Annotated in this window: 14 protein-coding genes; 10 read left to right on the top strand and 4 right to left on the bottom strand. The window is 53.6% G+C overall.

What is annotated here, in order from left to right:
• Positions 1 to 174: 174 nt before the first annotated feature.
• Both KSF73_14190 and KSF73_14185 read left to right on the top strand, forming a co-directional pair.
• Positions 175 to 645, top strand: coding sequence for a hypothetical protein (locus KSF73_14190; protein MBV1776863.1), 471 nt, complete (start codon positions 175 to 177; stop codon positions 643 to 645).
• A gap of 17 nt (positions 646 to 662) precedes the next feature.
• Positions 663 to 1,145, top strand: a complete 483-nt coding sequence (locus KSF73_14185; protein ID MBV1776862.1) for a hypothetical protein — start codon at positions 663 to 665, stop codon at positions 1,143 to 1,145.
• 16 nt (positions 1,146 to 1,161) lie between these two features.
• Here KSF73_14185 and KSF73_14180 read toward each other — a convergent pair whose 3' ends face one another.
• From KSF73_14180 to KSF73_14165, 4 genes are all read right to left on the bottom strand, one after another.
• Positions 1,162 to 1,836, bottom strand: coding sequence for an amino acid ABC transporter permease (locus tag KSF73_14180; protein MBV1776861.1), 675 nt, complete (start codon positions 1,834 to 1,836; stop codon positions 1,162 to 1,164).
• Positions 1,837 to 1,849: 13 nt separating this feature from the next.
• A complete protein-coding gene (locus KSF73_14175) occupies positions 1,850 to 2,542 on the bottom strand; it encodes an amino acid ABC transporter permease (GenBank protein ID MBV1776860.1) in 693 nt (230 codons plus the stop codon).
• An 82-nt stretch (positions 2,543 to 2,624) separates the two neighbouring features.
• Complete coding sequence (locus tag KSF73_14170) at positions 2,625 to 3,449, bottom strand: ABC transporter substrate-binding protein (GenBank protein MBV1776859.1); 825 nt, start codon at positions 3,447 to 3,449, stop codon at positions 2,625 to 2,627.
• 202 nt (positions 3,450 to 3,651) lie between these two features.
• Entirely contained in the window at positions 3,652 to 6,321 is a 2,670-nt protein-coding gene (locus KSF73_14165) for a TonB-dependent receptor (GenBank protein MBV1776858.1), read from the bottom strand.
• Positions 6,322 to 6,690: 369 nt separating this feature from the next.
• Here KSF73_14165 and KSF73_14160 point away from each other — a divergent pair, with 369 nt between their 5' ends.
• From KSF73_14160 to KSF73_14125, 8 genes are all read left to right on the top strand, one after another.
• Positions 6,691 to 7,209: a rhodanese-like domain-containing protein gene (locus tag KSF73_14160; GenBank protein MBV1776857.1), complete on the top strand. Its 519-nt coding sequence runs from the start codon at positions 6,691 to 6,693 to the stop codon at positions 7,207 to 7,209.
• Positions 7,210 to 7,531: 322 nt separating this feature from the next.
• A complete protein-coding gene (locus KSF73_14155) occupies positions 7,532 to 8,467 on the top strand; it encodes an MBL fold metallo-hydrolase (protein MBV1776856.1) in 936 nt (311 codons plus the stop codon).
• Positions 8,468 to 8,655: 188 nt separating this feature from the next.
• Positions 8,656 to 9,741 (top strand): sigma-54 dependent transcriptional regulator, encoded by a 1,086-nt coding sequence (locus tag KSF73_14150; protein ID MBV1776855.1) that lies wholly within the window; start codon positions 8,656 to 8,658, stop codon positions 9,739 to 9,741.
• A gap of 285 nt (positions 9,742 to 10,026) precedes the next feature.
• Positions 10,027 to 11,028: a sulfate ABC transporter substrate-binding protein gene (locus KSF73_14145; protein MBV1776854.1), complete on the top strand. Its 1,002-nt coding sequence runs from the start codon at positions 10,027 to 10,029 to the stop codon at positions 11,026 to 11,028.
• Positions 11,029 to 11,309: 281 nt separating this feature from the next.
• The gene (locus tag KSF73_14140) at positions 11,310 to 11,597 is read left to right on the top strand and encodes a hypothetical protein (protein ID MBV1776853.1); all 288 of its coding nucleotides are present in this window, start codon (positions 11,310 to 11,312) and stop codon (positions 11,595 to 11,597) included.
• Positions 11,598 to 11,974: 377 nt separating this feature from the next.
• Entirely contained in the window at positions 11,975 to 12,394 is a 420-nt protein-coding gene (locus tag KSF73_14135; protein ID MBV1776852.1) for a VOC family protein, read from the top strand.
• 127 nt (positions 12,395 to 12,521) lie between these two features.
• Positions 12,522 to 13,031: a hypothetical protein gene (locus tag KSF73_14130; protein MBV1776851.1), complete on the top strand. Its 510-nt coding sequence runs from the start codon at positions 12,522 to 12,524 to the stop codon at positions 13,029 to 13,031.
• Positions 13,032 to 13,127: 96 nt separating this feature from the next.
• Positions 13,128 to 13,436, top strand: a complete 309-nt coding sequence (locus tag KSF73_14125; GenBank protein ID MBV1776850.1) for a hypothetical protein — start codon at positions 13,128 to 13,130, stop codon at positions 13,434 to 13,436.
• Positions 13,437 to 13,599: the final 163 nt, after the last annotated feature.

Here is a 13,599-nt window from a genome sequence, read left to right as displayed (position 1 = left end):
TGATGGTTTTGATGGGTCGAGGGGGAGTGGGGGGTGATCAAGGGGGCTGGTGAAAATGAAGCATGGATGTTGTGCAGGCTGTTTGTGATGAAACAGCCCGATACATCAGCCTGTGTATTGTGTATTGGTAATAGAGGCATTTAAGCTATCGAAAAATGCTATCGAGAGGGAAATATGAAAGCACTAGTCTGTGCAAGTGTGCTTAGCGTTGCGTGTCTGCTGCCAGCTAAGGCAGCCTCTGACGTATGTCATATTGCAATTGGCGTCGATGGCGGATCTGCCATGGTCTCCAAAGATGGGAAGGTAAACATTGATGGCCTGACGCCGTTAGATCACGCGCATGCCGACTGGATTGGCACATGGCATGGCGCCGACAGGCAATACACGTTTGACCAGTCGGGCTGGGTACGGCTGGAACGCCGTCATGTGAAACACTACAGGTGTGGTGGAGAACTTAAGCAGAAGGATTTTCAGTCAAAGGCGATGAACTACTCGCTTGTTACCCTACAGGCACCACTGACTTTCACCGAGGGCGGATTCAAGATGGTGGCCAGCACCATCCGGGTTCAGCAAGCACCTGTCCTGAAAGAGGGGCGAATGACGATGGTGATTGAGGGGCAGACGTTTGTGCGGCAGCCACAATAATGCGGGTGCCCGATAAGATGCAGATCTTTAAGGGCATTTCAGCAATTTTGCTGTGTGCTTCTGCCTTGGCAACGGAGCCATTACAGGATCAATTCGAATCTTTCGATCTGAAGGGCACTATTTTCTCTGAGGCGTCACTTTCGATGCCCGTGCCTCAATCCTCTATTTTGCTCACTCGGAGACGGGAGGATAGATGCTCTGCAATGGGCGGCCCAGTTGGCGTATTTTCCTTGCGGGATGGCGCGCTCTGGCTTGTTAGATTTAGATCATGCGGTAGTGATGAAATTCCGCTGTCGGAAATCTACCCCGATACACATGACGCGATAAAGGCCGAGTGGCTTAACGGAATATTTACTGTTTTAGCCGGCAAGCAGTGCGTGGAAGCAGGTGGGAAACTACGCCACGAAAAAACAATAAAAATACGTATCAAGCATGGCAATGTAGAAAATATGGCGGTGAAGGCAGATGACATATTGCATTGCGGTTCCACGATCAATTGAGTGTCTGGGCACTTATCTACCCACGCCACCGCCCCTCCACCCAGCCGCCCAGGCGGCTCACCCCGGCACACAGCACAAAATACACCAGTGCCAGGAGCAGATACACCTGCACTGGCTTGGTCAGGACTTCGTTATTGATCTGCGATGCGGTCCAGGAGACCTCGGTGAGGCCGATGATATAACCCAGCGAGGTATCCTTGATCGTACCGACAAACTGGTTGATCAGCGAGGGCAGCGTGCGGCGGCCGACTTGAGGGAGTACCACATAGCGGAAGGCTGCTGCATGGCTCAAGCCAAGCGAGCGCGCACTTTCATACTGGCCCCGTGGCAGGGCGCGGATGCCCGCTGCGACGATCTCCCCGATATAGACACCGTTGAAGATGATCAGCGTGATCAGCATCGTGCTGAACTGGCCGGTTTTGTGGCCGGTGAGTGCGGGCAGGAAGAAATAGATCCAGAACACTGCCAGCAGCAGTGGTGTCGCGCGGATCGCAGTGGTTAGGATGGCGATTGGCGAGCTGATCCAGCGCTGAGTGCTCACACGCGCCAGACCGAATGCCAACCCCACTGGCAATGAACACAGCAGACCCAGTGCGGCCAGCAGTATCGTCAGTACACATCCACCCAACGGCCCATGCGGATATTGGCCGATCAGAAAATACAGACCATAGTCGCGCAGTAAATCAGACATCGTGTGTGCTCCCTCAGGCCGCGTATGCGGGATAGCGCTGCTGAAGCAGGCGTGCAAAGAACGTGAGCAGGAGTGCTACACCAGCATAGATAGCCGTTGCCAGCGCAAAGACTTCGGCACTGCGAAATAACGTGGTTTCGACGCGGGCAGCCTGATTCATCAGTTCGGCCACGCCAATCACCGTGGCAATGCTGCTGTTCTTCCACAAGTTGATGGTTTGCGATAGAAGCGCGGGCAGCACAAGGCGAACCGCTTGTGGCAGTACCACATAGCGCATGGCGGCCGGATAGCTGAATCCAAAGGCACGTGCCGTTTCCAGCTGGCGGGCGCCAACGGATTGAATACCGCTGCGCATGTCTTCACTCATATAGGCGGCGGTGTAGAGCGTCAGGGCGGCGATGGCGGCCAGCGGCTCGACATCGTGCTGGTAAAGCGCCAGTTTGACCGGCTCGGGCAGCAGTTCCGGCACCGCGAAATACCAGAACAGGATATGTACCAGCAGGGGGATATTGCGCACGATGCCAACGTAACCACGCGCCACTCTGCCGGCCCATTTCCAGGGGGAAATCTGTGCACTTGCAAGCAAGGCAGCCAGTGGCAGCGCCAGTGCCAGTGACATTGCCGTCAGCTTGAGTGACATGAGTACGCCGTCCATCAGCCAGTCACGGTATGGGGCGGCGAGAATCAGGGAGAGATCAAAAGACATCGTGGCGATATTCCGGATACAAAAAAAGCCGGCACCAGAACCTGCATAGGCTCGGTGCCATCTGGCTCAACAGGCAATCTGATCAGACTTTGTCTGTTTCAATCTTGAAGCTGCGCTTGGGCACCTTCAGGCGGGTGGTCGGGCCGTACCATTTCAGGAACAGCTGTTCTGCATTGCCGCTGGCTTCCAGCTGCTTGAGGGTATCATTCACCAGCGCACGGAAGCCCGGCTCGTTCTTGCGCAAACCCAATGCAATCGGTTCGACGCTGAGATTTTTATCCAGGACCTGAAAGTCCTTCTGCTGCGGACCAAGCTTGGCGAAGTCGTCGATGATGGAAAATTCATCGTTTACATAGGCCACGCCCTTGCCTTGACGCAGGGCAATCAGGGCTTGCCCCGTTGTATCGAAGGTCACCAGATTGGCATTGGGCACCGCCGCGCGGAAGTTGATTTCCTGTGTGCCGCCTTTAACGGTCACCACTTTCTTGCCAGCCAGCTGGGGCAGGGCGGTGACGCCGCTATCCTTGCGAACCATCACTTTCTGGCCGGTGACTAGCGTGGTGAGGGAGAAATCGATCTTGGCTTCGCGTTCCTTGGTGTGTGTCAGTGATGCAGCCAGCAGATCGACACGGCCTTCAGTCAGTTCGGGAATGCGGGCTGCAACCGACATGGGCTTGATGGTGAGCTTGACGCCGATTTTCTGGGCAATGGCGCGGGCCAGATCGACGTCATAGCCAACGATTTCGCGCGTTGCAGGGTCGATAAAGCTGTTTGGCTCATCGCTGCCGAGCACGCCTACAATCAGCTCGCCCTTTTTGCGGATATCGGCCAGCTGGTCTGCCTGAGCTGCGATAGAAAAGAGTGTCGCCAGACCGATCAGGCCGGCACGAAGTGCGGTGTGGTTCATTGTCATTGCCCTGGGTACTTGATTGCGGCCTCGTGAGCCGTCTGGATGGCAGGCATCTTACGCAATGAATGGAATGGAATTAAATATCGAGTTTTTATAACTTAAGTATTGGATTGGTTGTTTGGCTGGATCACCACCACCCCGGTAGCGATGTGCAGTACGGGGTGGTTTGACCAGATAGATCACTCCGATTGTTTCACCATTAAAACTTCCCGGTAAACACAATCCCTGCCCAGCGCGGCGTGGCCGGCGTCACGCTATTCCACGTCTTCGACAGCGGCGTATCGTTGTTAAAGGCATTCTTGATCACGATGCTGGCATCGAAACGGCGATCCGATCTACCCAGTCCGAATGAGAGGTCAACCAGCGTGGTAGCCGGGATCTCTGCATAGCTCGACAGGGCCGCATCGGCATTGAAGCGGCCGGTATAGGCGATATTGCCTTCTACGTGGAAATCCAGACCCCGGAAGGCAGGAATACGAAATTGCGGTGCGATATTGAAGGTCAGCTTGGGTGCGCCGGGGAGCGTCTGGCCGCTGACATCACGGTATGGCGAGGCGCCCGCATAGCCATTTTCAACCGGCTGCGCATTATTGGTGAATTCCTTATAGGTAGCTCGGTTATAGGCCCCAGCAAAGCGGAAGGTCCAGTATTTCAGGCCGGAGTAGGCACCATCAAACTCGATCCCGCGAACCTGCACGCGTGGCACATTGCCCGTCGCTGTGGTGTAGGAGAATTGCCCGTTATTATTCAGTGTGGTGGTGTACTGATCGACCACGCGTACGGCTTGCTGATAGTCGCGGATATCTTCGGCATAGACATCTGCATTCAGACTCAGCGTGTGGTCAAGCAGGCTGGATTTCAGACCGACTTCAAATGTGTTCACTTTCTCTGGCTTTACTTGCGCCGATACCCCATTCACCAGTTGGGCGATCCCGGCTTTCTCGCCGTGTCGCAACGAGGCATAGATTGTCTGCTCATTGCTGAGCTTGTAGCTCGGGCTCAATTCAAATGAAGGTAGCGTGGCTTCATAGGTCTCGGCCTGCCGTGGTGCAAACAGTACGCCAATATTGGCGGCACGAATGGCCTTGGCGGCTGCTACCTGAGCTTTTTGCTTGGCGCTGAGGCTGTTATAGGCAGCGCCTGCAACGGCTGTGGTCGAGACGCCGAAATACTGGAGCGCAACCTGATCGGCTTTGGAAAGCTGGGCGACACCATTGCCTGGCAACAAGGTGCCATCTGCTGCCGAGGCAAATCCGCCCAGTTGCACGCCGTTGACGGATACCGGATTCAGTACCGCGCCGATCCCTTGATTTTCAAGGTAGGACGAGCCCGTCTGACGGCGGTATTCATGCGTAAAGCGCACGCCAGTGGTCAGGGTAAAAGCGGGTGTAAAGTGCCAATTCGCTTCGCCAAAGGCCGCGGCACTTTGATTGCGGATTTCCTGCAGTCCACTCGGGCTGTTATACGCCATGGATACGCCCTCCAGCGATTGCTGCAGGAGGAGCTGACCCGGCGCATTTGCGCTCAGCGTGTTGTATTGCGCAGTGCTCGCAAACCACGCTCCCGCGTCCGATCCCCAACTGCGCTGGTATTTGGCATCCAGATTGGCACGCAGGAAATACAGGCCGGTGGTGTAGTCCACTAGTGGGCTTTCAAACGATGACAGCCGGATTTCCTGACTGGCCTGTTTGTAGTTGTTCAAGTAACCACCCGCATTGCTGTAAATGTCGAAGGGCGTCCCATCATCATTCACCGCATTGAAGAAGTAGGATTTCAGCGCGGTGATCGAGGTGACGGAACGGCTATTGCCTAAGTCCCAGTTCAGCTCCAGCGTCGCGCCTTTGGTCCCGGTGGTGAGCGGGAACTGGGCGTTGTAATACAGGGTATCGCCGCCGTTCAGATAGTTGCCTGAGTAGCTGTAGCCGGGAATGCGGGACGTAAACCAGCTGCGTGCCAGACGCGTCGAGGCATCGGTCCCTAGATTGGTCGCGGTGCCATTCGAGTAAGTCGCGGGCGTGGGCTGGTTGATGCTGCGGTTGTTGGTGTTTTCGCCGGCGGCGGGCTTCAGTTCAAGTTCGAGCCGTGCATTGAATTCCGGGCTGGGCGTCAGCAGGAATTGCGTACGTGCCGAGATACGGTCGGTATTGGTATAGGTATCGTAGCGATTGAGCGCATTCTGGAAATCACCCAGCCCGCGACTGACCGCCAGCGAACCGCGCCAGGCCAGCAGCTCGTCAATCACCGGGCCCCCGCCCGCTACGGTACCAATTACGGTGCTGCGTTGGCCAAAGGTAATCGAGTAGTCGCCATCCGGCTTGAATGAGGGGCGATTGGTGGTGACGATCACCGATCCCAAGTTGGCATTCTTGCCCTGATTGAAGCCTTGCGGACCGCGCGCGACTTCCACATTGGCAACATCGGTAAAGTCGACACTAGAAGTCAGCGGATTGTAGGCAAGGCTCACCCCGTCAATCGTCACCCCCACACTGGGATCTTGCGCTTCGGTCTGGCCGATCTTGCCAATGCCGCGAATGGAGAGCGAGCTGGTGCGCTGATTGCCCTGATTCCAGGCGATATTAGCGGCACGCTGGACAATGGCATTCAATGTATAGGCCTGCAGCTGCGCCAGCTCCTGTCCGCTGACAATGGATTCGGAAGCCGGGACATCCTTATCGCGCTCGATCAGTTTCTGGCCGCGCACCACCACTGCACTGAGGTTGCTGTCCTTGTCCTGCTCCTGCGCGCCGTCCTTGGCTGGGGCATCGGCTGCGAGCGCTGATAGCGGAATAGTCAGGCCAAGACCGGCAATGAGCAAAGCAAGCGGGCGTAGTTGAAAGGGGCGGGGCTGCTTGGTGGAAGATGACTGCATGTTGAAACTCCTGTCGTATGCGATGAATGGTCTATAGGAGTCTCTGTGGCAAGATATGTGCCAGATTGTTATATGTAATCTATTTGATATTTCCAAATGCAATAAAATCAATGGGATGGTAGATGAATTGAAGCCGTATCAGATCGCATACCATCCCGTAGGGCTTGAGTCTGAAAAGTGTGGAAATCAGCAGCACAGTGCTGCATATGCAGCACTGGAATAAAGCGATGAGTCGAGGTTGGCGTGATGCAATAGCCTTGGGTGGGTAAATAGATTCAATGGCTTATGTGCAAATTGGTCGGTTTTGCGCAAGCTGGCAAGAAACTTGCAGTTGGAAGGCTTGTCATCATTGAACCTGCGAGACTCATCATGCACATCAAACGTAGCCTTTCGCTTGCCCTGATTGGGGCGACACTGTCCGGCCTGGTTTCTACTGCATATGCGGCGGATGCGCCTGCAACTCAATCAGCGCAGGCAGAGCAACCCTGGAAATATCAGGCCAAGCGCCTGTCGCGCGAAGAGGTCGATACCTTACTGGCCAAGCCTTCGCAAGTGCTGGTGCTGGACGTGCGACGTCCGGACGAGCTGATCAAGTACGGCAGCTTCCCGGTTTTCCTGAATATCCAGTTCAAGGATATCGACAAGCATCTGGCCTGGTTGCCACGAGATAAACAGATTGTGACCGTATCGAACCATGCGCAGCGTGCTGGCGCTGTGGCTGATGCACTTGCTGCCAAGGGCTATCTGGTGGCGGGGGCGGCTGGATCGGAAGACTATGAAAAGGCGGGGGGTACACAGGTGGCGCATATTGTTGCGCCACCTCCTCGCACGGCTGGTGGTGCAGCAGCACCCGCAGCGCCTGCACCCGAAGTAAAGAAAGAATGGTAAGTCCGCATCATGCATTTCCCTGATTGAGCTTGTCCGCTCGAACCTTCAGTCCATCCTTTGGATTGAATCTGGTGATTGGGCCACCCTGGTAGCGGGGTGGCCATTTTTTTGGGGCAGGGCCGATTGAATCAGCGTGTTGCATGTGTTGCTAAATGTACAGATCATCTCCGAATGTGTTGGGGATGCATCAGGTTCTGAGCGGGATGATTTGAAATTTAAATCACATAATGTATTGAAAAATATAGATATTTGATTGGAATCGTTTGGCTGGCACATCCTTTGCAAAGTCCTGTACATCAATCCACCGACAGGACTATTCGCAATGAACCGTATTACCCTCCGCAATTTCACACTTGCCGCGCTGGCCTCTCTTTCTGTGACGGTGAATGCCGCTGATTCCGCACTTGCACCTCAGCCAGCACGTCCGGATTTCAGCAAGGTCGAGATCAAGACAACTAAGCTGTCTGACAGCTTCTATACCCTGGAAGGACAGGGCGGCACGATCAGTGTGCTCACCGGTAAGGACGGTGTTCTGCTGGTGGATTCACAGTACGGACAGCTTACAGACAAACTGGTTGCGGCGATTCGCAAGCTCAGCGACAAGCCAATCAAATATCTCATCAATACCCATGTGCATGGTGACCATGTGGGCGGCAATGAAAACTTCGGCAAACTGGGCGTGACGATCCTGAGCAGGGATCAGCTGCGCAGCAGACTGCAACACCCTGCGCAAGCCCCGGATGGTACCACCCCGCCAGCCGCTGCCGAGGCCGCCCTGCCTGCCATTACGTATGATGGCCCGGTCACCCTGCATTTTGATCATGAAGCGGTCAGGCTGATTCCTCTGCGTAATGCCCATACCGATGGCGATACGCTGGTGAGTTTCGCCAACCACGACATCCTGGCGGCCGGCGATGATTTCCGGAGTGTCGGGTATCCCTTTGTCGACCTGAATAATGGCGGCTCGCTGAACGGGATACTCGATGGACTGGCGACCATCATCGGCCGCGCAGGGCCCAATACCCGGATCATTCCGGGTCATGGCCCGATTACAGATCGCAAAGGGATCGTAGCCCAGCGCGATATCATTCTTGCCGTGCGTGACCGCATTACGGAGCTGGTCAGGCAGGGTAAGTCGCTGGACGAAGTGATTGCAGCACGGCCGACTGCAGACTTCGATAACACTGTGCAGGATGGCGCCAAGTCATCCGAGCGCTTCATTAAATGGGTCTACACGGAGGTGAAGAAAACAGTCTGAGCTTACCAAACGTCTGACATGGGGAATGTGTGCCGGACATCTGTTCTCGCCCGCAAGGGCAGCGACACGTGTCCGGCATGCTAAATATATTTAAAAGTAATTAAAAAACCATTTATTATTATTTGTGGCGATATTAATTTCTGCATAAAGTGTTTCTGACGCGACCGAAACGCAAAGGAAATTACGCCATGCTGAATCTTGCCCATGATCACCCGCCAATTGTTACGCTGGAAGGCACTAATTCTCAACCGACATCTATTCGCGCCAAAGCGCAGGTCTTTTTTGATCCCGCTTCCCGCGCGTTGCTCAAGCAGATCCAGCAACTCGGGCCCAGCGATGCACCCGTGCTGATTATCGGCGAAACAGGGACAGGCAAGGAACTGGTGGCACGTCAGTTGCATCAGTTAAGTGGACGAGCCGGCCCCTTTATTGCGGTCAACTGTGGTGCGATCAGCGAACAGCTGGCTGAGAGCGAATTGTTTGGCCACGAAGCGGGGGCGTTTACCGGTGCTACCCAGCGGCGCATTGGCTGGTTCGAGGCGGCGGATGGGGGGACTTTATTCCTCGATGAGATTGGCGACCTGCCACCCAATCTGCAGGTAAAGCTGCTGCGGGTATTGCAAGAGCGGGAGGTGGTTCGCGTCGGCGCACGCAAGCCTACACCCGTTGATATCCGTCTGGTTGCTGCCACTAACGTGGATCTGGCCGATGCTGTCACCGCAGGCCATTTCCGCCTGGATTTGCTGTATCGCCTGAACATTGCCCAGATCGATCTGCCACCGCTGCGAAATCGGATCGGCGATATTCTGCCGCTGGCCGAGTACTTTCTAGGGCTCTATTGCAAGCGGCTGGGGACCAAGATTCCGGATATCCATCCAGATACGATCCGCCAGCTTGAAGCCTATGCGTGGCCGGGCAATATCCGGGAACTGGAGAATGTTGTGCACTATGCCGTGCTGATCAGTTCCGGCCAGCAGATTCTGCCCAAGCATTTGAAGCTGTCGGGGGCAATTCGCCCAGCAGGACGCGAGCCTGTTTCGCCAGAAGAGCACATTACCGATGCATTGAAGCAGCTGCTGGCCTCGGGTGCGCCTGATCTGTTTAATCGGCTTGAGTGGCAGATCATCACGACGGCGTTCAATCTAACAGGCGAAAATCAGGTCAGAACGGCGTCTCTACTCGGCATTTCGCGTAATGTACTGCGCACGCTGCTTAAAAAGCATGGGCTACTGGGTAAGGTTGAGGATGATACCGAGCTGGCCGAGGCGGGCTAGCAAATGAAACGTATTCGGTTAAACCCGTTGTCAGAAGGCAGCGGGTTTTTTTATGTACATGTAGTTGCCAGCTGCAAAAAGAAGGGGAATGGCTGGCAGGAATTGCACCCGAAAAATGGAGGGTATTATTTGCATAAGTTCATGAAAAATAATGGTATGTATAAAATGTCCGTGACTGACTTAATATAATAAAGAGATATAAGTAATTCATTTCAAATTACTATCGGGAATTAAAAGGTCTCTCTACACTTGGCCTCCATGTTCAATCAAATCTGGAGTGCCGCAATGAAGAAGTTAGCCCTGTCCGTTGTGCTTGCTGTGAGCGTGCTGTCGACTGGTGTACACGCTGCAGGCAAGGAATTGCTGAATGTGTCGTACGATCCTACCCGGGAACTGTTCCAGGACTATAACAAGGCATTTACTGCTTACTGGAAGAAAACAGCCAATGAAGAAATCAGCGTTCGACAGTCGCACGGTGGTTCGGGTAAGCAGGCGCGCGCAGTGCTCGATGGCCTGGAGGCCGATGTAGTGACGCTGGCGCTGGCTTACGACATTGACGAGCTCTCCGAAAAAGCACAGCTGCTGCCAAATAACTGGCAAGCACGCCTGCCGCATCGTTCGTCCCCGTACACTTCTACCATCGTATTCCTGGTGCGCAAGGGTAATCCCAAGCAGATCAAAGACTGGGGCGATCTGGTACGTCCGGGGGTGGAAGTCGTGACGCCCAATCCGAAGACGTCCGGTGGTGCACGCTGGAACTATTTGTCGGCATGGGGCTGGTCCGCATCGCAGCCGGGTGGCAGTGACAAATCAGCCAAGGACTTCATCACCAAGCTGTACGGCAATGTGAAGATTCTGGATACCGGCGCACGTGGATCGACCGTCACCTTTACCGAACGTGGTCAGGGGGATGTGCTGATCGCATGGGAAAACGAAGCCTTCCTCGCATTGAATGAAAACGGCGGCGCAGACAAGTTCCAGATCGTGGTGCCAAGCAGCTCTATTCTGGCTGAGCCACCTGTGGCAGTAGTCGACAAGAACGTCGCCAAGCACGGCACAGCCAAGGTTGCGCAAGCCTATCTGCAATACCTGTACAGCCCGGAAGGTCAGGAAATTGCTGCCAAGAATTTCTACCGCCCCACAGATCCTGCCGTTGCCGCCAAGTATGCAGCCAAGTTCCCCAAGCTGAAGCTGTTTACCATCGACGAGAAGTTTGGTGGCTGGGCCAAGGCACAGAAAGCACACTTTGAGGACGGCGGCGTGTTTGACCAGATTTACAAGAAGTGATGATGTGCCCGAGGAGTAAGCCTCAACAAAACGCCCGCCAATATTGCGGGCGTTTTGTTCGATCAGATACGGATTCGGTCACGCAGGTCTTCGCGCCCGCCAGCCCACCTCGAAAGAGACCTGGCAACGCTGCTCCACGCACGCAAATGGCGCTTCCACAAATCGGGGAATATCGCCTTCAAAAGGCTGGAGGGGTGAAACTCCATCGTGGCACATTAATGTCGACGCGGCTTCCGCCGCAACCTCGGGACGAGGAAGTCCCTTTTATTCGTTAGGCTTAAATGAAAAACCCGCACTACCGAACACCGAAGGTATTGAAGCATTGGCTGAATGACGTCCCTGGCGGAGAGCTATACGAATTACTTGTACTGGACAACGGAACTGTTTGTTCAGCTTGTGGCAGGTATGCCCATAGCTCAGGATCAACCACCTGCACTTGGCGTGAGTTTTTAGAAGGAGAGATGAACGATTTGGCCGCAGGAACAGTTGGTCAATTGGCGCTTGCTGAAGCGTTGACGTTTGTTTCCATCCAAATTAGGACATCCGCCAGAAAATGGTGGCAAATTTGATCGTAGCTGTTGGCTGGCTTTCCTGATTTCCCTTCGCGTCTTGTCTGCAACGCATGTCGCTCATGCCTGTTGAAACAGGAAACGGCGCGATGCTATCACCGGCTGCGTGCGTCGTATCGTTCATGCGCCTCGATGCTCAACCGCGTATGTGGGCCTCATTCGTTCCGTGGCATTGACATAAATGTCTACGATGCCCTTGGCGAGATCGATAGTGATAGGGATAATGACCATGGGCTTTCCTTTCAGATGGTTAGCGGGGTAATGCGCCCGAGTGCATTGACGCCGATGCGGCTTCCACCGCAACGTAGGAAAGAGGGGAGCCGTTTTATGGTCAACCTGCTCAAGGTAGATTTCATAGGTCGAAAGGTTCGAATGCTATGACCATTTTTTCCATTCAACGGATTGACCACGTCGTTCTTCGTGTAGCCAGTCTTGATGCATCGATATCGTTCTATCAAAAAGTATTGGGGTGCACTGTGGTTAGACGGCGCGACGATCTGGGCCTAATTCATTTGGCCGCAGGGGAGTCGATGATCGATCTCGTATCATTGCACGGACCGATCGGAAAGCGAGGCGGAGCTGCTGCAGGCGTAGAGGCGAGAAACATGGACCATCTGTGCTTGCGCGTTGAACCGTTTGACGAACCGGAGCTGGTTCAATTCCTGTTGAAACAGGGTGTCCATCCGCTGGGTGCGGCAGAGATCAACTTTGGCGCCGAAGGAGATGGGTTGTCCCTATATATTCATGATCCGGATGGCAATTTGGTGGAATTAAAGGGGCCATCAAATACTGGCTAATCAGATCGTCAACTAGGCGGTGCAATGCTACGTTTGGGACCACCCCTCGCGACTGACGTGTTTTGCTTGTTGACTTGATAAGACAGTATGCAGGCATGCTACTTAGATTATTACATGGAGGAGTGCAATGAAATTGAATCGAATGGCAGCATTAATTTCGATGGCGAGTGTGCTGGTGGCTGGGTCGGCTCAGGCGGATAGTGGTGATGAATATTTCACTGAGCAAAGAAACGCAGCTTACGGTTTTGCCTATACGACGTATTTGTCAGTATCGAATGTCGATTTTCGTTGCAAAGGAGGTAGTGCAGCTGCGGAAGTTAAGTCAGCGCTGGATGTGTGGAAGAAGGAAAATATGCAGTTGATGCTAAATGCAAAAGCATACTTTTCTGATTACTTAAAGCATATTGGCCAGACTCAGGGGCAGTCTGTTGCAGAGCAGGTTCGTAGCAAACTTAACCTTGATATGGCTATTCAGTCTAACGGTGGTACAAATGCACTACTTGCAAACAAGGAGGATGGTGCTGAAGGTTGTAAAGTAGCTGCGGAAAAGATTGTGGCAGGCGTGGCAAATTATGCTGTTAATACTGAGTTTTATCCGATTTTACAGGGATTTTCTGAAAAGTATTTGGTTAAATAAGTCGGGCAATTGTATGTTCGTATTCTGAAGCGCAGTCTGCACGAGGCGTCGAAAATGCGATGCCTCCATTAAATTGTAAAATGGTAAGGAGTGTGTATGTCTTATTGGGTAAATCATCTAATGGGCGATTCTGATGAGCATTTCCCATTCGCGTCCCTTTCTGATTTGTACGATGAACTGCAGAATGCCGATGGTGAGCACACTGATGTATCATTATCTCATGAATCTGAATGGTGTTTATCGTCTTTCTCGTCTGGCTTGTTGGTTTGGGAGAACGTTGCCGGGGATGATGATCCAAAACACATGCGCAATGTTCCGAAAGATAAAGTTATCAAGTTGTGGATTTTATTATCACGCGGTGAACTTGATGAAATCGACAAGGAAAATTGGCTGCCGGGATATTGAGACTAAGGTCAACCACATCGGGAAGTGGGTGGATAGCTATTTACTCTTTAATCGCGATGTACGGAAGTAAGTCGTTGTCCCGAATGGGGTCAGTTAAAAATTCCCTATTTTCACGCATCGAAAATTCGCTGAAATCAATTCAGATTGGATTGTGGCGAGGGTT

The sequence above is a fragment of the Burkholderiaceae bacterium DAT-1 genome (assembly GCA_019084025.1).
Taxonomy (GTDB): Bacteria; Pseudomonadota; Gammaproteobacteria; order Burkholderiales; family Chitinimonadaceae; genus DAT-1.
Note: the sequence above shows the minus strand (reverse complement) of the source record. Positions and strands in the feature narration are given on the sequence as shown.